General features: G+C 54.5%; 16 protein-coding genes. 10 read left to right on the forward strand and 6 right to left on the reverse strand.

The window, feature by feature from the left end:
- Positions 1-33: 33 nt before the first annotated feature.
- Genes tatA through tatC form a run of 3 tightly spaced genes read left to right on the forward strand, consistent with a single transcriptional unit; the run spans position 34 to position 1459 of the window.
- Positions 34-291: a twin-arginine translocase TatA/TatE family subunit gene (gene tatA / locus NFC81_RS14580; protein ID WP_304995204.1), complete on the forward strand. Its 258-nt coding sequence runs from the start codon at positions 34-36 to the stop codon at positions 289-291.
- A 6-nt stretch (positions 292-297) separates the two neighbouring features.
- On the forward strand, positions 298-687 hold the full coding sequence (gene tatB, locus NFC81_RS14585) for a Sec-independent protein translocase protein TatB (RefSeq protein WP_304995205.1): 390 nt from the start codon (positions 298-300) through the stop codon (positions 685-687).
- Positions 680-1459, forward strand: a complete 780-nt coding sequence (gene tatC / locus NFC81_RS14590) for a twin-arginine translocase subunit TatC (RefSeq protein ID WP_304995206.1) — start codon at positions 680-682, stop codon at positions 1457-1459. The genes tatB and tatC overlap by 8 nt, the downstream gene beginning before the upstream one ends.
- A gap of 15 nt (positions 1460-1474) precedes the next feature.
- Here tatC and NFC81_RS14595 read toward each other — a convergent pair whose 3' ends face one another.
- Entirely contained in the window at positions 1475-4867 is a 3393-nt protein-coding gene (locus tag NFC81_RS14595) for a PAS-domain containing protein (protein WP_304995207.1), read from the reverse strand.
- Positions 4868-5152: 285 nt separating this feature from the next.
- Between NFC81_RS14595 and NFC81_RS14600 the strand changes: the two genes are divergently transcribed.
- The 5 genes from NFC81_RS14600 to NFC81_RS14620 all read left to right on the forward strand — a co-directional run bounded on the left by NFC81_RS14600 (position 5153) and on the right by NFC81_RS14620 (position 10394).
- Positions 5153-5416, forward strand: a complete 264-nt coding sequence (locus NFC81_RS14600; RefSeq protein ID WP_304995208.1) for a DUF4212 domain-containing protein — start codon at positions 5153-5155, stop codon at positions 5414-5416.
- A gap of 3 nt (positions 5417-5419) precedes the next feature.
- Positions 5420-7186, forward strand: coding sequence for a sodium:solute symporter family protein (locus tag NFC81_RS14605; RefSeq protein WP_304995209.1), 1767 nt, complete (start codon positions 5420-5422; stop codon positions 7184-7186).
- Between the two features lie 92 nt (positions 7187-7278).
- A complete protein-coding gene (locus tag NFC81_RS14610; RefSeq protein WP_304995210.1) occupies positions 7279-7788 on the forward strand; it encodes a hypothetical protein in 510 nt (169 codons plus the stop codon).
- Between the two features lie 144 nt (positions 7789-7932).
- Positions 7933-9768 carry a DUF294 nucleotidyltransferase-like domain-containing protein gene (locus NFC81_RS14615; RefSeq protein ID WP_304995211.1) on the forward strand — a complete coding sequence of 612 codons (1836 nt, stop codon included), beginning with the start codon at positions 7933-7935 and terminating at the stop codon, positions 9766-9768.
- On the forward strand, positions 9765-10394 hold the full coding sequence (locus NFC81_RS14620; RefSeq protein WP_304995212.1) for an exonuclease domain-containing protein: 630 nt from the start codon (positions 9765-9767) through the stop codon (positions 10392-10394). Before NFC81_RS14615 ends, NFC81_RS14620 begins: the two co-directional genes overlap by 4 nt.
- A gap of 12 nt (positions 10395-10406) precedes the next feature.
- Here the strand turns inward: NFC81_RS14620 and NFC81_RS14625 are convergent, their stop codons facing one another.
- Entirely contained in the window at positions 10407-10961 is a 555-nt protein-coding gene (locus NFC81_RS14625) for a hypothetical protein (RefSeq protein ID WP_304995213.1), read from the reverse strand.
- 259 nt (positions 10962-11220) lie between these two features.
- Here NFC81_RS14625 and NFC81_RS14630 point away from each other — a divergent pair, with 259 nt between their 5' ends.
- On the forward strand, positions 11221-12648 hold the full coding sequence (locus NFC81_RS14630) for an MATE family efflux transporter (RefSeq protein WP_304995214.1): 1428 nt from the start codon (positions 11221-11223) through the stop codon (positions 12646-12648).
- 14 nt (positions 12649-12662) lie between these two features.
- Here the strand turns inward: NFC81_RS14630 and NFC81_RS14635 are convergent, their stop codons facing one another.
- The 4 genes from NFC81_RS14635 to NFC81_RS14650 form a co-directional block, all read right to left on the reverse strand.
- Positions 12663-13802: a GGDEF domain-containing protein gene (locus NFC81_RS14635; RefSeq protein WP_304995215.1), complete on the reverse strand. Its 1140-nt coding sequence runs from the start codon at positions 13800-13802 to the stop codon at positions 12663-12665.
- A gap of 80 nt (positions 13803-13882) precedes the next feature.
- Positions 13883-15001 (reverse strand): GGDEF domain-containing protein, encoded by a 1119-nt coding sequence (locus NFC81_RS14640; protein WP_304995216.1) that lies wholly within the window; start codon positions 14999-15001, stop codon positions 13883-13885.
- A gap of 187 nt (positions 15002-15188) precedes the next feature.
- Positions 15189-18368: a bifunctional proline dehydrogenase/L-glutamate gamma-semialdehyde dehydrogenase PutA gene (gene putA, locus NFC81_RS14645; protein ID WP_304995217.1), complete on the reverse strand. Its 3180-nt coding sequence runs from the start codon at positions 18366-18368 to the stop codon at positions 15189-15191.
- 117 nt (positions 18369-18485) lie between these two features.
- Entirely contained in the window at positions 18486-19262 is a 777-nt protein-coding gene (locus NFC81_RS14650; RefSeq protein ID WP_304995218.1) for an AraC family transcriptional regulator, read from the reverse strand.
- 64 nt (positions 19263-19326) lie between these two features.
- Between NFC81_RS14650 and NFC81_RS14655 the strand changes: the two genes are divergently transcribed.
- Positions 19327-19608: a GIY-YIG nuclease family protein gene (locus NFC81_RS14655; RefSeq protein WP_304995219.1), complete on the forward strand. Its 282-nt coding sequence runs from the start codon at positions 19327-19329 to the stop codon at positions 19606-19608.
- The last annotated feature ends 4 nt before the right edge of the window (positions 19609-19612 follow it).

A 19612-nucleotide genomic window follows, 5' to 3' on the forward strand; every position in this document is an offset into this window, starting at 1 on the left:
CCCTTGCGGCACATCAACATCAGGAGAAAACACATGTTAGGTGGTATTAGCCCGGTTCAACTGATTATCGTGCTGGTGATTGTCGTGCTGATTTTCGGTACCAAGAAACTCACCGGTATGGGTAAAGACATCGGCGGCGCGGTCAAAGGCTTCAAGCAAGCCATGAACGAAGACGAAAAAGCCGAAGAGAAGAAAAAAGAAGAAGACAAAGCGCTGGAAGGCAGCAAAGCCGACGCACAGTTTTCTGAAGCTGAAAAAACCAGCAAAGACAAAGAAAAGCAGGACTCCTAAACCACTATGTTTGATATTGGTTTTCTTGAGCTGGCCATCATTGCCGGTATTGCCCTGATCGTCCTTGGCCCAGAGCGTCTACCCGGCGCAGCGCGCACTGTGGGGCGCTACATCGGCCAGGCACGGCGCATGGTGGGCAATTTTCAGCGCCAGATCGAGCAAGAAGTGCGACTGGATGAGCTGAACAAGAAAATTATGGAAGACACCAAGGGCCAAACGTTCACCAACAACGACGGCACCACCACAGATACCTCTATGCCAGCCGTGCAACGTGAGCCTGCGGGCAATGACCCCGGTCTGCATGAGGTTTCGCCCGAAAACGTGAAGATGCCGGTGCCTGAATCAAAAAAGGACGTGCCCGCCAAAGAAGCTAAGCCGAGAGCCCAGGATGACTGACCACGACGACGCCGTACCCTTAATTGAGCACCTGAAAGAATTGCGCGGACGATTGATTCGTGCGGTGTTGCTCATCTTGGTGGTCTTCGGTGGCTTGTACGCGTTCTCTAACGAACTCTACACTTTCTTATCGGCGCCCTTACGTATCTTGCTGGAAGACCGCGCTGGTATGATCATCGCCACGGGCGTGGCGTCACCCTTTTTGGTGCCGCTTAAACTGGCTTTTGTGGCGGCCGTGATGGTCACCATGCCATTCACGCTGTATCAAATCTGGGCCTTTGTCGCGCCCGCGCTGTACTTGCACGAACGCCGCTTGATGATCCCGCTGTTCGTGTCCAGCGTCATCCTGTTCTATCTCGGTGTTGCCTTCACTTACTACGTCGTCATGCCGTTGGTGTTTGCCTTCTTTACCAGTGTTGGCCCGGTAGACGTCAACATCACGCCAGACATCACCGCCATCCTAGACTTCAGTCTGAAGATGTTCTTCGCCTTCGGCTTAGCCTTCGAAATACCCATTGCCACTGTATTGTTGGTGATCAGCGGCATCACCACCGTCGAGAAACTGAGCAAAAAACGGCCCTACATCTTCCTTGGCTGCTTCGTCGTCGGCATGCTGATTACCCCACCGGACATCCTCTCGCAAACCATTCTGGCCGTCCCCATGTGGATGCTGTTTGAAGTTGGTCTGTTTATGGCACGGTTTGTTAAGCCGAATGTTAAAGCAGAAGGCGAAAGCACGACGGAAGAAACAGAGTCTGAATCAAAAGCCTGAAGCTGACCGGACGCTTCATTTCTGTGCCAGTTCTTGCTGAACCTGTCGCAACAAGGCACGCAACTTGGCCGGCGCCACTGGTTTCGACAACCAATAAAACCCGGCATTTTGCACCGCTGCTTTCAGCGTATCGTGATTGTGCGCGGTGACAATGATACCGGCGCCCGTCCAGCCTTCACTGCGCCAATGTACTAACCAATCGAGCCCGGTACGCGCGGCGCCTAAATCGTAGTCCATCAATACCACCGGTGGCAGCTCATGCAGCACTAAACGAGCGGGTCTATGCTCAATGCGTAGGCTTTGCTGCCACTGTGTGAACAGCGCTTGCATGGCATCAAGGTTGGTGATGTCGTTGTCGACGTACAGTACATCGGTGGAAGGAATGTCGTCGCGTACCGGCACCAGTGCCGGTGTGTCGGCGGGTGTACTGGGATTCAGCATCAACCAGAAGTGCGTACCGTGACCATCGGTCGAGCGCACATCCAGCTCAGCGTCCAGCATACGCGACAAACGCGACACCACGGCCAGCCCTAGGCCAACACCTGGGCGTGATTCGTCGGTGCGATAAAACTCATTGAAAATAAAAGGCAGATGATGCCCACCAATACCGGGCCCGGTATCGAGCACTTGTAAACGAATACGCTTGCCACGCCGCCGCCAGGCCACCAGCACTTGAGCACCCGCACAGTGGCGGATGGCATTGGTCACCAGATTTTGCACAATGCGACGTAGGTAAATGGGATCGGAATTCACCCAGAGATCCGGCCCGCGCCAACGTAAGCGCACCCCTTGTTGTTGCGCCGCCACTTCGGCTTCAGCCATGACATCGTCGACCAAGCCGCGCAACGACACCGGCTGCATGTGTGGGTTCATTTGCCCGGCGTCTAAGCGGGCAATGTCCAATAAGGTAGACAATAGGGTTTCAGTGGCCGACAACCCAGCGTCGATTTTACCAATTAAGTCATCATTATTTCGGCTGGCCAACGCGTCTAAATAAAGGCGCGCGGCATTCAATGGCTGACGAATGTCGTGGCTGGCGAAGGCGAGGAAGCGTGACTTACTGGCGTTGGCTTCCTCAGCCTCTTGTTTCGCTAACACTAAGTCGGCCTCAATAGCACGACGACGCGCGATCTCTTTTTCTAGCTCTTCGGTGCGCTGGGCAACGCGTTCTTCCAGGTGTTCCTTGGCTTCGGTTAAGGCCTTTTGTGTGGCAACAAATTCGGTGATGTCGTTAAAGGTGGTTACGAAACCGCCACCGGGCAATGGATTGCCTTTCATCTCAAGCACGGTGCCGTTGTTCCGCTCGCGCACAAAGCGATGCGAGGAGCCCTGTTCAAGGAAGGCAATACGACGCTCAACGTGGCTGTCTACCGAACCGGGACCACACTCGCCTCGTTCGGCGTTGTAGCGCACCACATCGGCGATGGGGCGGCCCGCGTAGAGGAAGCCACGGGGGTAATGAAACATCTGCAAATAGCGTTGGTTCCAGGCCACCAACCTGAGTTGGCGATCCACCACACTGACCCCTTGGTCGAGGTTTTCAATGGTGGTCTGCAGCATTTTTTGATTGAACGCCATGATGCGCGAAGACTCGCCAAACAGGTTGACGACCTCAGCGACATCGAGCCGTTTACCTACCAGAATAGATTGCATCACGGCCTTTGCAGACACCGCACCAATGACCCCGGCCAGTGCTTTTTCAATGGCTTCCAGTAGCTCTTGGTCCGGTGCCATATCGTGTACCAGTGCCGTACGTTGCTGTCGGTTATATTCTTCCAGCAACCGCTCACCTGTACCCACGCCACCAAAGTTATCTAACGCCTCGAGGCAGTCTTTGATTTGCACTTTGTCGTCGATCAACGACCAGCCATCGCTTGCCAATTCGTCAACAAAAGCGTGACTTTGCGCGCGGTCTGTCAATCCAGCACGCGCATGGCGCGAACCCCACCAGATGCCCAAGGTATTCAACGCCAACGACAGTACAACGCCTTCGGTGAGCGGATCGCTAAACAACAACGGAGCGTTGATCAATGCCTGGCCACCGAATCCAGCCGCCACCAACGGCGGCCACATCAACCAGACAAACCAGACACTGACCCCCAGCGCCAACCCCAGATACACCCCTCGTGCATGCGCGCCGTGCCAAAACAAACCCAATAGCAAGGGCGGTGCAAGCTGGGCAATCAGCGAGAAACTCAGTAACCCAATGCTGGTCAGTGCCGCCTCTGCACCCAGCATGCGTTCGTAGATGCTGGCCAGCAACACCACCATGATCAGTGTCAGCCGACGCAACAAGACCAAGGTACTGCGCCCCAATGCACCTCTACTGTGGCGACGGCGTAAGAGCCACGGCAACACCACGTCGTTGGTGACCATAGTACTGAGGGTAATGGTGGAAACCACAATCATCGCCATGGCGGCCGAGAAGCCACCTAAAAAGGCAAACAGACCCAGCCAGTTTTGCCCCAAAGCCAGCGGCAGACTCAGCACGTAGGTGTCGCCCAATACATCGGTACCACGAAACACCTGCGAGCCTAAGGTTGCAATGGGCACGATGACCAAGCAGGTGATGATCAGGTACAGGACAAATATCCAACGCCCACGGTACAGTTGGCGGCGTTCGGTACTTTCCACAAAGGACACATGAAACTGTCGCGGCAGCACCAAAATAGCACAGGCGGCAAGCAGGGTTTGGGTTAAGAAGTTGGCGCTGAGTTGCCACGACTGAAAAGGTTCACCGGCCAGCACGAGGCGCTCGCCGCCAGCGTTCAGCCATTGCATTGCCAGCAATGAAACGGCAATTAAAGCCACAATCTTCACCACGCTTTCAAAAGCGATGGCCAGCATCAAACCCGCATGTGGGCGCGATACATCGGCCACCCGCGTACCGAACAGAATGGCGAATCCGGCCATCAAAATGGCAATCCATACGCTGAGTTGCTCTACCACGCTTTGATTGTCTACCCAGGTGGTATCTAGGATCAGCACCAAACTGCCTTTAATGGCCTTGAGCTGCAGCGCGATGTAAGGCACCACGGCAATCAAACACACCAGGGTCACAAAAAGAGCGATACCAGGTCGTTTACCGTAGCGACTAGCCAATAAGTCAGCAATGGTGGTTAAGCGATGGCGTTTAACCAGACGATGAATTTTGCGTACCAGTGGGAAAGCAAAGGACCACACCAGAATTGGCCCAAGATAGATGGGGATGTAATCCCACCCGGAGATCGAGGCCTGCCCTACTGCACCGTAGTAGGTCCAAGAGGTACAGTACACACCCAACGCGAGGCCATACACCCAAATGCCTTTGTTGCCGCGCGCGCGACCACGCCGATCTCCCACCATGGCTACGGCGAACAGCAGGGCGGCGTAAACGAGTACCGTTAGAATGATGGCAGTCAGGCTCATGACCGCAGTATCAGACGCTCAGACGCTGCATGCAAGTCGCCAGTGCCTTCATTGCCATCACACCCCCTCCTTATCGACCAAAGTCTAAGCGCCGATGGACAGCACCATTGCTATTGTGCATCAGGTGAAATCGGCTTTTACCCACTCCCTCCATGAGGGCTGACGAAATGCACAGTGTGGGAGAGGCAGTGAATTAAGGGTTACAGGTAGGCTTTCAAGACCGGAATCACAGGATTCACCTGCTGTCCCTTCTCATAAAGCAATAACAAGAACGGAGAGAAAATCATGATTGTTGATGAACGTTCCCCCGCTGCCCAATACTGGTCAGCGAACCTCAAACTGATCACGGGTTGCCTGATCGTCTGGGCGCTCTGCTCGTATGGCTTTGCCATCTTGCTGCGTCCGATGCTGTCGGGTATCGCTATTGGTGGTACTGACCTCGGCTTCTGGTTTGCCCAGCAAGGCTCCATCCTTACTTTTATCGTCCTGATCTTTTTCTATTCGTGGAAGATGAACCAGTACGATAAAAAATTCGGCCTGGAGGAATAATCCATGAGTCAGTTTGCCATTAACCTGCTCTTCGTGGGTGGCTCCTTTGCGCTGTACATCGGTATAGCTATTTGGGCTCGCGCCAGTTCTACGAAAGAGTTTTACGTCGCCGGTGGCGGTGTAAACCCCATCACCAACGGTATGGCGACGGCTGCCGACTGGATGTCAGCCGCGTCGTTCATCTCCATGGCGGGCTTGATCGCCGCAGGCGGTTACGCCAACTCGACCTTCCTTATGGGTTGGACCGGCGGCTACGTGTTGCTGGCTATGCTGCTGGCGCCTTACCTGCGTAAGTTCGGTAAGTTCACGGTGCCAGATTTCATTGGTGATCGCTTCTACAGCAGCCAAGCCCGCTTGGTAGCGGTGGTCTGCTTGATCGTTGCCTCGGTGACCTACGTAATCGGTCAGATGACCGGTGCCGGTGTGGCCTTCTCTCGGTTCCTTGAAGTGAGCAGTACCGCTGGTATCTGGATCGCGGCCGTTATCGTATTCCTGTACGCCGTATTCGGTGGCATGAAAGGCATCACCTACACTCAGGTCGCACAGTACGTGGTACTGATCATTGCCTACACCATACCTGCCGTGTTCATTTCATTGCAATTAACGGGCAATGCTATTCCGCAGTTGGGTCTGTGGAGCACGCACACCGAATCAGGCATGCCTTTACTATCCAAGCTTGATGAAGTGGTTCGTGAACTCGGTTTCCAAGACTACACCGCTGATGTCGACAACAAGCTGAACATGGTCTTGTTCACGCTGTCGCTGATGATCGGTACGGCCGGTCTGCCGCACGTGATCATTCGCTTCTTCACCGTACCTAAGGTGGCAGATGCGCGTTGGTCTGCGGGCTGGGCATTGGTCTTCATCGCGATTCTGTACACCACAGCACCTGCGGTAGCGTCTATGGCGCGCTTGAACCTGTTCACGACCATCTATCCTGATGGACCAACAGAGCCCGCGTTGTTGTATGAAGATCGTCCTGACTGGGTTAAGAGCTGGGAAAATACGGGTCTGATCCGCTTTAATGACCTCAACAACGACGGCCGTATCCAGCACTACAACGATGTACCATCGTTTGCTGGCACAGCCGCTGAACGTGGTTGGGCAGGCAACGAGCTGACCGTAAACAGTGACATCCTGGTATTGGCGAACCCTGAAATTGCCAATCTGCCAGGCTGGGTCATTGGTCTGATCGCGGCGGGTGGTATTGCTGCGGCGCTGTCGACGGCGGCCGGTCTGTTGTTGGCGATTTCATCTGCCATCAGTCACGACTTGATCAAGAAGACACTCAAGCCTGACATCAGTGAGAAGGGTGAAATGCTCGCGGCACGGATCTCCATGGCCGGGGCCATCTTGCTGGCCACCTATTTAGGCTTGAATCCACCCGGGTTCGCGGCACAAACGGTGGCGCTCGCCTTCGGTATTGCGGCCGCGTCGATCTTCCCCGCGTTGATGATGGGTATCTTCTCGAAGAAGATGAACGACAAGGGCGCCATCGCCGGTATGTTGGCAGGCTTGCTGTCTACCTTGTTGTACATCTTCACCTACCTCGGCTGGTTCTTCATCCCTGGCACCAACATGCTGCCGAACACTGAACCAAACTGGATTGCCGGTATTTCACCGCTGTCGTTTGGTGCGGTCGGTGCTATGATCAACTTTGCTGTGGCGTATGGCGTAGCCTCCATTACGAAAGAGCCACCAGTAGAGATTCAAGAGTTGGTGGAAAGCGTGCGTTATCCTAAGGGAGCGGGCGTGGCAATTGACCACTAAACGTAAATGGCGGGTACTCCTTTAATCGAACAACCCCGCCAGCCCCGAGGGCCTTCCTAGAAGGCCCTGTTTCTTTTTTAAGGCTGTATATTATGATTTGGCACCTCGTCGCCCTAGCGATTTGCGGTCTTGGTAGTGCAGGCGTCGCCCTGTTACTGCGTAAGGTCACCCGGCAGAAACTGCCCCGATGGCTTGTCCCAGTGTTCGCCGGTGCAGGCATGCTGGCGTACCAAATCCATTTCGAATACTCGTGGTTTGACCATAAACAGTCCCAATTGCCTCCGGGCTCTGTGGTTGTTTCGAGTGAATCTGGCACCGTGTTCTGGCGCCCTTGGACTTTTTACTTCCCCATGACCACCGAATTCAGTGTCATCGATGTTGCCAATTTGCGTTTCAGCGAGACCGCTGGCGATCGTATTGCACAGTTCGTGCAATACCAATTTGAAAAGCAGTACATTGATGTCGTGACCTATCACACCTATCTCTTGAACTGTGACACGGCCGATCTAATTCCCCTGACCAGCGAGGGCATACCCAATGTTGGGCGAATGCAAAATATCGCGCGCGACGGGCAGCGCTACACTACGGTGTGTAATTTGTAAGACCGCAGGCGGAAGCACACCGCAACATCCGTCACACCGATGTTCGACTAAGGTCTACTGGCCGACGCCCCATCGATACCACATTATGGCGTGTCAGTAGTCAGATCTTTGTTTTATGCTGATCTGACGCAACGGGGGTAGCCTATGGCTAATGCCGACGATCTCGCCGACAGCATACAATTTCTGCATCATCGTCCGCCTTTCGATCAGCTGGACGAAGAGAGCCTGCTGCAACTCTGCCAGCAACTCTTGATTCACTATCAGCCGCACCAATCTGGACGCGCGATTTCCGCTGACCAGCACCTGAACATCATTCGGTCGGGCGCCATCGAATTGCGCAATCGCCATGGCGTATTGGTCGACCGCTTGCACGAGGGCGACCTGTTCGGCATCAGCAGCGCGCTGGATCAAAACACCCAAGGCCTGACCATACACACCCTAGAAGACTGCTTGTTGTATCGCATTCCTAGGACCACCTTTGACCAGCTGATGCAGCAGCACAGCGTGTTGTCCGATTTCTTTCGTCAGCTCGCCGATCGACGCCAGAACTTAGGCCCCTTGGACGGCACTACCACACACCCTTTGCTGCAAAAAGTGGATGACTGGATGTCACAACGCCTGATCACGGCGCTGCCCAGCATAAGCGTTCAAGCGGGGGCTACCTTGATGACAGACGCTCGGGTATCGAGCCTGTTGATTGTGGAAGACAACCAACTGCGTGGCATAGTGACTGACCGAGATTTACGCTCGCGCGTATTGGTGCCGGGCTTGGCGGTTGATCGTCCCCTATCGGAAGTGATGACCCAAACACCGACCACGATATCCAGTGGGGCAACTCTGCTTGATGCCCAGTGGCTTATGAGCGAGCGCCAGTTACACCATTTACCGGTGCTTAAAGCCAGCAAGCCTGTAGGTATGCTGACCGCCACCGACCTGATGCACGCCCAGGAAGACTCGCCACTGTTTTTTATTCAACGCTTAAGCCGCGAACATACCCTGGAAGGTTTGCAGCGACAGATGGCCGGTTGCCAACAATGGCTCGACCGCATTCGCCAACAAGACAATGCCTTACCATTGCTAGGACAACTCTATACCACAGTGATGGATGGTCTGACTCGACGCCTGTTGCAACTGGGTGAGAAAAAGTTGGGGCCATCGCCAATGCCTTACGGGTGGCTGGCATTCGGTTCACAAGCGCGCCGCGAGATGACGCTGGAATCTGATCAGGATAATGGTTTGATCCTAGCGAACGAACCGGATGATGAAGCACAGCGTTATTTTGCTGACCTAGCGGAGTGGGTATGTGACGGACTGAATGCGTGCGGGCTACGCCACTGTCCTGGAGACGTCATGGCCAAGAACCCGAAATGGCGACTCAGCAGCCAACAATGGGTTAAACAGTTTGATCAATGGATCAACACACCGACGCAAGACGCGCTCCTGTTCAGTACCATCTTTTTCGATTGGCGTCTGATTGCAGGGCCGAATCAATTGCAAAATGGCCTGCGTGAACGCATGCAACAGATCAAACCCAACAGCCAGTTTCTGGCCATGATGACGCGGTCAGCCTTGCGCCAATCACCACCGCTAGGCTTTTTCCGCAGTGTGCTCTTGACCCATTCCGGCGAGCACAAAAACAAGCTCGACCTCAAGCACGAAGGGATCGCGCTGATCAACGATCTTGCACGCTTACATGCGCTGGCCATTCATACCGACGCTCAGAATACATTAGACCGCTTGATGTCCGCAGAACATCATCAGTCGTTGTCCAGCGGGCTGGCGCAAGACTTACGCCTCGCCTGGACTCTGCTGGCGCGCTTGCGCCAACGCGTTGGTAATACCGGTGATCACAGTGGTCACTGGTTAAACCCAGCGCAGCTCAGTCCCAATGAAAAACAGCAGCTTAAGGCCGCGTTCCGTACGATCAAGGACGCGCAAGCAGCTGCACTACAGACCTTTGCCGGAGGCTATGCATCATGAGCCACAGCAGGCCCCTATTGTACGATCGAGCGTTGTTAGCCATCGACCTTGAGATGTCGGGATTAAACCCGAAAACCGACCGCATCCTCAGTCTCGGCTGCGTGCCCATTACGCAAGACGGTATACCACTGGGCCAAGCTCAGCACTGGCTGTTTCGCTGTCCTGAAAGTGTTGCCCAAAGTGCCACCATTCACCACCTGCGTGACTGCGATTTGCACAACGGCGGGGCAGACCCTGAACAGGTTTTACCGGAATTGTTACAACGACTGAAGGGACATGTACTGGTGACGCACGGCGGTGATATCGATGCGGATTTTTTGAATCAAGCGCATTTGCGCTATTGGGGCCAGCGCTGGCGGCCGACGCGCATGGACACGCAGGATTTCGCCCGACGCCGCTTAGGTTCTGAACACTTGCCGACGGCCAACAATCTGTCGTTACGTCACTGTCGGCAGCATTATCATTTACCGGCGTGGCGAGCGCACCATGCGTTGAGTGATGCCATTGCCACCGCCGAGCTGTTTCAGGCCCAATTGCAGGATGCCTTTCCTGAACAAGACAACCCGCAGTGGCGTTCGGTACACAAAAGCTTCAGCAACCTTTGGATGCGCTTAGGCATTCGCTGACACCCGTGGTACTTACAAGGCGTAATTCAAGCTCACGCCGGCGCTGACTGTTGAGAGGTCTAACGCGACTTCACCTTGCACACCCCAGAGCAATCGGCTTTGCCCTTGTATGTACTCCAGGTTCACGGCATTGGTGTAGGTTTCATTCCCCCACATATAGCGCCGCAGGCTAACACCAGCTTCAGCCCAAGGCCCTATCAATAGGTGATGCAAACCAATTTCCGCCCAGCGGTAACCCACTTCCGTTTCTGCACCAACCAACGGCAGATCATCCGACAACAGGGTGCCACCATAAGCACGCCCCGCCAAGGACAACGCCATATCACCCGAACCAATACCAAAGACGGCACGTGCGCCATAAGAGTAATAATTCTCCACCAGCGTATGCTCGTCGCTGCCCGACACGGTATAGAAATCACGGCGCTGGCCGGCGCTGCCTTCCAGCACGAACATATCGGTCAAACTGAATTGGAGATCGACCCCAACAATAAAGCCTTCACCAACAATGTCATCGCTCGGTGTGGAATAAATGCCCGCCGCACTCAACTTGGCCCGATTAAAGGTCACACTTTCCGCCGCCACAGGGGCCGCTACCACACAAACCAATGCACCGATTATTAGATTCCTTGCTCGTATCACCCTGCAGCCCTTCCTCGTCACTGTCGATTAATCAGCTAATGATGCCACGACTGCTTGCGTCTGACTATCGGGATGATGTTGCTTCATTTCCAACAGGCCCAGAAATCCACCGTGGAACCAACCTGTCCAGTCAGACAGACGACAACTAAGGCTGGCATAATACTGCGTTGCGAATAGGAGAAGTCGTTTGTCCTTGCTCACCATCAGTCCTATGCGGCGGCGCCTCTTTACTCTGGCCTGGCCAATCATTCTGCAAATCTATTTGTTTCAGATGACCGGGGTCATCGACAACCTCATGGTGGGTCAGTTTGGCGAAGAAACCATAGCTGCACTGGGCAATTGCTTGCAATTAAACTTCTTTATTCTGCTGACTTATGCAGCCTTGACTCAGGGTGGTGCCGTTATCACTGCCCAATACCGCGGTGCGCGTAAGCTGGAAGCCTTGCGAGAAACCATAGCGACTCTGCTGTGCGCTGGAGTGGGGGTCGGCTTGGCTATCGCGGCCCTCTATGTGTTCGCCGGTGAATGGCTGCTGAGCCTGCTGACCACCGACCTGTTCCGCCCGGTAGAAGAACGCTCCAACTTACCCGGGCTGGGTTATCAATATCTGAGTGTCATCGGCTTCGGCATCATCTTTGTTGCGCCGGGGCAAATCGCCATGCACGTACTGCAAGCGCTTGGCGACACCAAAACGCCCATGCGCTTGGCGCTGTATGGCAATGGTCTGAATGTGATTGGCAACTATTTGCTGTTGTTCGGCGGGGCCATTCCCGGCATAACCGACCCATTGTTTACGCCCATGGGCCTGCGCGGCGTAGCGATTTCCACCTGTGTTGCTTGGGCTTTCCAAACACTGTTGATGGTCAACGCTCTGTTGCGTCATCCACTGGTGAATATGCGCTGGCGTGACTTGCAAGCCATGGCTTGGCAACGCCTGCTGCGCATTCTAAGAATTGGTTATCCATTGTCGCTGGATGGTTTTCTGTGGCAAGGATCGTCGTTTCTGTATGCCATGATGTTTAACCGCGTGGGCGCTGAAGCTTATGCAGCCTTCCTCGTCGCACTACTGATTCGCAGCTTGTCACTGGCACCGGGGGCGGGCTATCAGCAGGCCATCGGGATTTCCGTGGGTCAAGCCGTTGGTGGGGATCACTATCAACGCGCGCGTGGTTATGTACGCGTTGGCATTACTTCTTGCCTGGTCGTTTTACCCGTGCTGGGATTAGTGTTATGGCTTGCCGCACCACTGTATCTGACCCTCTATGAAATCAGCGATACAACGCGCCAACAGATTCTCATCATGGTTGGGCTAGGCGTGCTCTACAGTTGGGCCACAGCATTAACCATTACTATTCCAGGCGTGTTGCGGGCGGGCGGCGACACGAAGGCGCCAATGGTTATTACCACTATTGGGTTTGCCTGTGTCGGTGTGCCCATTGCCTATTTTACCGGGATACACTTGGGCTATGGCATCTGGGGTGTATTTGCAGGTTTTGTCGCCGACGAGATCGCCAAGGCACTGATCATGGTGTTTTATTTGCGCCGTGAAACCTGGTTGCGCAATTTGACGCGCGACAATTCTGCACCAGAGAAGCCAAAGGCAGCGTCTAAATGAATAGGCTGTGAGGGCTATCCAAGGGTGACAACCTCGGAAGTACCCGGCAAGTATTTAGCAACACGCGCCATATTTCGGCCTTGTTCTTTGGCCTCATAGAGCAGGGCATCGGCTTGGCTCATCATGCCATGTCGCCAACCGGACTCAGGCTGCTCAACGACACTTGCCCCCACGCTGACCGTCAACAGACCTTCTTTCGGATGGACAATATTGCAGTTCTCCACACCTAGGCGCAGATGCTCTGCAAGCTCCTGCAGTTGCGCTTCACTCTCGCGTAAAAAAACACAAACAAACTCTTCTCCGCCAAAACGCATCACCAAATCAGCGGGATGATAGCGCGCCCGCATCAAAGATTGGGCAACCGCAACCAACGCCGCATCGCCTTCTAGGTGCCCCAGCTGATCGTTAAATGATTTAAAGTGGTCAATATCAATGATAAAAAGACCAACCGCCATACGGTCACGATGAGCACGCTCGCAGATATCACTAAAAGCGTCGCGGAACCCATGCCGATTGAGCGTGCCAGTCAACTGATCAGTGTGTGCCATTTTCTCCAACAGCATGACCCGGCGGTACAGACGCAATTGGCTTTGTTCCAAGGACCAGCTGATGGTTGCGACGACTACATTGGTCAGTAGTAAGAAGGTAATCTGATAACCGACATCCGTTATTTGATCGTTATCTAGAATTAACAATAGGTACAGCACAGAAAGTAGAAGACTGAGCGCTATCTTTTCGCGAAACCTGATCGCTAAAAAGGCATGTAAATATAACAAGACCAACAACAAGCCATTAATAGGCGAGCTCCAGCCCAACTTAAAGCCTTGGGACACCATGACGGTATACCCTACTACCGTAGCCAGCAGCACTGCTACACCCAATCGGTGCAGACGCTGCACCCAATAGGTACGAAAGCTCAGCAGCACCGTCAATAGCAGAAGCAATATCAACAGCAAGCGAGCGCCAGCAATGATCAGTAATGGTGTCGTAGGTTCAGGCCAGCCTATCCAGTCCCAAACCAACAACCAAAGCATCACCCCTGCGCCAGACAGACTCAACAAGCGCGCCTGCCAAATATGACGCCGAGATGTTTGTTGGCGGTAGTCTCGCCACTCGTCAGCAGACAGATTCTGATTGTTTCGTTCGTTGTACACTACTGACCACTCTCGCCCTTACCTGACATATACTATGGCACAGCAATCACGAGTCGGCGAAATAACAGCATATCTAAATGCTAATCTTCGGATTGCGCTATAAAAACTCTGTCTCGTCCATCCGACTTGGCCTTGTAAAGTGCGCGATCAGCCAATGTCATGAGTGAGCGACGATCCAGCGCTTTAGGGTTACCCTGCAAGCATGCACCAATACTGATGGTCAGAAACGGTCCCGTTTTGGAAGCCGGATGAGGAATCTTGCATGCCCGCACATTGTCGACCAAACCCTGACAAAGAACCTGTAATTCGGTTAAGTCTTGGCGTAGAAAGACGCAAACGAATTCTTCGCCACCAAAGCGTACCACTAGGTCGCTGTCATGGCGTTGAGCCGCGCGCAATACATGGGCGACCTCGGTCAAGGCTTCATCACCTGCCAAATGACCTAGGCTGTCGTTATAGGCTTTGAAATCATCGATATCAGCGATCAACACCCCCATCGACAATCCAGAGCGCGCGGCAGCATTTTGGACCTGTTCAAACAGATCCATAAAAGAATGACGGTTGAGCGCCCCGGTAAGCTTGTCTGTTAGCGCCAGTTCTTCCAGCACCATGCGCCGTTTGAACGCGTCACGCAGACTGCTCTCCAGCGACATACTCAACGCCGCCACGGCGATATTGATGAACACTACGATCAGTACTATCTGCAAGCCCCAGCGTGCATCAGACAGGTAGAGCACAATCAGAAAGGCAGTCGACATAACGCTGGACAGCACCACTTTACGCCGCGTAGTCATGTTGGGGAAAGCATGCAGATAGAAGACCAGCAGCAGCAGTTCTTCCGTAGCTCGGCGCCAGCCCAGCGCGAAGCCGGTGTAACAGATCAGCACAAAGGCTACCACCACCAGCATATTTGCCCAAAATACGGTAGAACCGAGCAGCAGCGCACCACCAGGCCGCCAAGTCATAAAAACGATGGTGCCCATACCAACTTGCATGGCTGCCCAAGCGATCAGCAACAGCGCGCTTTGCCAGGAACCGTCCAGCACCGACGGCACCTCCAGACCCGCAAACGCTAGGCCGATGACAAAGGCCGCCGTGCTGATTAACCGAATTTGCCGAACATTGCGTACCGACAATTCTTGCTGAAAGCGCAACTCGTCCTGCGGCGACAGGGCGGCGGAAATCGTGTGCTCAATCATTGAAATACTGCACACACGATTGAGCGCATGCATCCATTGCAAGCCTTACCATCTTGACGCCCTCTATACCTGTTCTGCTGCAACCATGATGCAACTCGTGACATCGAGAATCAAGACTTATGCCGCCTTTCACGCGGAGGGGCGGCGAACCGAACCCTAGCAGCGGATTACGCTGCGCTCTTTAGCCCTAAGCGTCACCGGTCAGTGACAACAGCGTCGCGTTGCCACCAACCGCAGTCGTGTTGATGGTGCGCGTACGTTCGGTCACAAAGCGCAGCACGTAGTTCGGTCCACCAGCTTTCGGGCCTGTACCGGACAAACCACGCCCACCGAATGGCTGCACCCCAACCACCGCGCCGATCTGATTGCGGTTGATGTAGCAGTTGCCCACACGTACCCGCTTTTCGATGTAAGCGGCAGTGGCTTCATTGCGCGTGTGCACGCCTAGCGTAAGACCATAGCCCGTCGCATTAATGGCATCGAGTACCTGATCAAGTTCCTTAGCTTTGTAGCGCAGCACATGCAGCACCGGCCCAAATTGTTCGCGGCCGAGTTCAGCCATACTCCCGATCGACAATACCGTTGGCGGAACAAAATACCCACTGGCGCAGGCTTCCGACAGTGTGACCTGATGTATCAGCTTGCCCGCACCGGCTTGCTCAGTAACATAGGACATTAAGCCATCGCGTGCTTTTTGGTCGATCACCGGCCCCACGTCAGTGGAAAAGTCAGCCGGATCCCCCACGCTCAACTCGTCCATCGCGCCCTTAATCAGCGTGATCACACGATCACCGATGTCATCCTGCACACAGAGCACGCGTAATGCTGAGCAACGTTGCCCTGCCGACGCAAAAGCCGATTGAATGACGTCCGTCACGACCTGCTCGGGCAATGCCGTGGAATCCACCACCATGGCGTTTTGCCCACCGGTTTCCGCTATGAAGGTCGCTATCGGTCCATCACGCTCGGCCAGTTGACGATTGATCAAGCGTGCCGTTTCCGTCGAGCCGGTGAAGGCAACGCCAGATATGCGAGCATCCGGTATTAATGCCCCACCGACCACCTTGCCTTCACCCGGCAAGAGTTGCAGCGCATCGCCGGGCGCACCCGCGGCATGAAAGAGTTCGACCGCACGCGCCGCGATCAGAGACGTGGTTTCAGCGGGTTTCGCCAACACCGTATTGCCCGCCACTAGGGCCGCACTGATTTGGCCGAGGAAAATGGCCAATGGAAAGTTCCACGGGCTGATGCACAGGAAGACGCCACGACCTTCGTAATAAAGCTCGTTGCTCTCGCCGGTCGGCCCCGGTAGTCGAATGGCATCACTGAAATGGTGCCGGGCTTCGCGGGCGTAGAAGCGACAGAAATCAACCGCTTCACGCACTTCATCGATACCGTCTTGCAAGGTCTTACCCGCTTCGCGTGTACAGAGTGCTATCAACTCACCTTCATGGTCTTCCATCAAATCCGCCATGCGCTCCAAGACCGCCGCGCGCTGACTGACTGGTGTTTGATACCACTGAGTAAAGGCCGCATCAGCCGTATCGAGCGCCTGCTTGCATTGCTCATCGGTAGCGAAATCCACCTTACCTACGGTGGCACTGTGGTCGTAAGGGCTTACGACGGTGTGCGTCGAACCGGATGGCGTAGGCGCGCCAGCCAGCAACGGCATGGCACGCCACTGAGTGTCGTTAAAGGCGGTGATCTTCATCATCAGTGCGCTCCGTTCTGCTTCTATCATCAAGTTGTGTCCGCGTGAATTGCGTCGATCGGTACCAAAGATATCTTGCGGCAAGTTAATCAAGGTATTGCTGTGGCGGTCGCGTGAGGCCACTAAGGCCACCGGTGACGCCACCAGTTCCGACACCGGCGTGCGGGCATCTACCAAACGGTGCACAAAGGAGGAGTTTGCGCCATTTTCCAAAAGACGACGGACCAGGTAGGGCAGCAAGTCTTTGTGTGCACCGACTGGAGCGTAAATACGGACGGTACGTTCATTGTTCTTCAACAAGGTGTCGTACAGCGCGTCACCCATGCCATGTAAGCGCTGGAACTCAAATGACTTGCCAGTTCCCAGCGTCTGGATGGTCGCTACAGTCTGCGCATTGTGCGTGGCGAACTGGGGAAAGATATGCCCCTGAGCGTGTTCGCTCAGTAAATAACGCGCGCAGGCAACATAGGCCATATCGGTATTTTCTTTGCGTGTGTAGACCGGATAACCCGACAGGCCCAATTGCTGGCAGTGTTTGATTTCACTGTCCCAATAGGCGCCCTTCACCAAGCGCACCGGGATAAGGTCGCCCTGCTGGCGAGACAGATGCGCCAGGTAACCTAGAACCGGTAAGGCACGCTTCGAGTAAGCCTGGACCACCAAGCCAAAATTACCAAAGCCCAGCGTACTGGGATGCTGGTACACTCGCTCGAACAAGGCTAACGACAGCTCCAGACGATCGGCTTCTTCCGCGTCGATGGTGATGCCAATATTGTTCGGCCGTGCCACCTCGACCAATGACAGAACGCGGTCAACCAGCTCAGTCAGTACCCGCTCACGCTGTATCTCTTCATAGCGCGGGTGCAGCGCCGATAACTTAATCGAGATGGTCGGCAAGGGCAGTCCTTCAGGCCAGTTCTTGCTGAACGCAGCCAAGGCTTCGATCGCCTGCCGGTAGGATGCCAAGTAATACTCAGCGTCCGTATTGGTTAGCGCCGCTTCACCCAACATATCGTAGGAATAGGTGTACCCCTTAGCACGATATGACTTACCGTTTTTCAGTGCCTCCTTGATACTTTGCCCGAGCACAAACTGCTTGCCCATTATCCGCATCGCTTGATGCATGGCTTGGCGAATCACCGGCTCACCGGCACGGTTGATCAGTTTTTCCAGCAAATTCGCCGGCGAACGTTCACGACTGTCGAGCTGCACCACCTTGCCGGTCAGCATCAGCCCCCAGGTCGAGGCGTTGACCAACAACGAATCTGACTTGCCAAGGTGCTCTCGCCAGTTGGCGGGTGATAGCTTATCGCGGATCAGGTCATCGGCGGTGTCGGCATCGGGAATGCGCATCAAGGCTTCGGCCAAGCACATCAAGATGACGCCTTCTTCGTTATCCAGACTGTATTCTTGCAGTAGCTTGTCCACGGCATGTGCGACATCCGATTCTTTGCGCACTTGCGACACGATGTATTCGGCTTGCCGATCAATACCTTCTGCTTGCTCTGCGGTCGGCTGTGCCAATGGCAGCAACGCGTTAACCCATTCGGTTTCGTCCACGGCGTAAAGTTGTGTGATGGCCTCACGCCATGCGGTACTGTCCCAGTGCAGGTAATCACCAGACAATAATTGGGTAGGGGTAAACGTCAGGCTCATCGCAGATCACCTCAGCAATTGGAGTTATTCTGCGCTATACGTTAGTTGAGCAGCGATGGGCAATCTTGTCAGAAAAAAGGGAAGTTTGTTCCAATCCTACGATGCGGCGCTCTGGCTTCAATGCAGGCCGATACGCCGAAAATGCGTTGGTACCCGCCCGTGCACATTGCGCATGGCTTTGGTCAGCGCACTTTGGTTGGCGAAACCGACCTGCAAGGCAATGTCAGCAATGGGTTGATGAGTATGCTGCAGCAGCCAAATCGCGGTATTCAAGCGCACATGTAAGACGTATTGGTAGGGTGTTTTGCCGGTTAACTGGCGGAAGCTTTGTTGGAACTGACTGACACTCAGGCAGCACAAAGCGGCCATATCAGCAACGCGTACCGGATCGGATAACCGCTGATGCAGCCAAGCGTCCAAACGCGCCAGCTGGATGCGGCGCGAAGGTTCATTACGCAATGAATTCGTTTCGGCCATGCGATGGAAGAGCCCATGCACCAATGTACCGGTTACATGGCCTGCCAGCCAAGGGTCGCCCGGGTGCTGCGCAATTTCTTCGCCCATCGCACGCAACATGCGCACGAAGCCCAAATCGAGTTCAATGTATCGTGGCCGATCAAACAATTGGTCAATCACTTGCGGATGAATAAAAGACATGGCGCTGGGCTGAGGGTCAATGTTGACGATCAACATGCGGTTAGCACCCACCCCTTGAAAGGCATGATTGTATTCCGACGGCACCAAACACCCCGTCCACGGAGTGACGTCTTTGCCGCCCTCGCCTTCGAGGTCAAATTCCGCTCGCCCCTGCAAGCCAAACACCAATTGGTGGTGGGCGTGGTGATGGGCGTGTCCGTCACTGGACAGCTGTTGCAGTTGGGTTTCCGTGGTCATAACCGACGTTTCACTACATTGAATTTGCTATAGTCCGATTTTAGAGCATAACACAGCAAGTGAAATGAACAAAAAGCAACCAAAAGATAATAAAAATAAAGAATGCTGGGCGGTTTATGTCTTGCGTTGCGCCGACACCAGTCTCTACACCGGCGTGACCACCGACGTCACACGCCGGGTGCGTCAGCATAATGGCGAGTTGGTCGGCGGCGCCCGCTATACGCGAGCGCGCCGCCCAGTCTGTGTTGTGTATGAAGAGACTTGGGGCAGTCGCGCCGAGGCGTGCCGACGCGAAGCCGAAATCAAAGCACTGACCCGCGCCGACAAATTAGCCTTATTTACTTAAGCCA

This window comes from Salinispirillum sp. LH 10-3-1, from assembly GCF_030643825.1.
Taxonomy (GTDB): domain Bacteria; phylum Pseudomonadota; class Gammaproteobacteria; order Pseudomonadales; family Natronospirillaceae; genus Salinispirillum.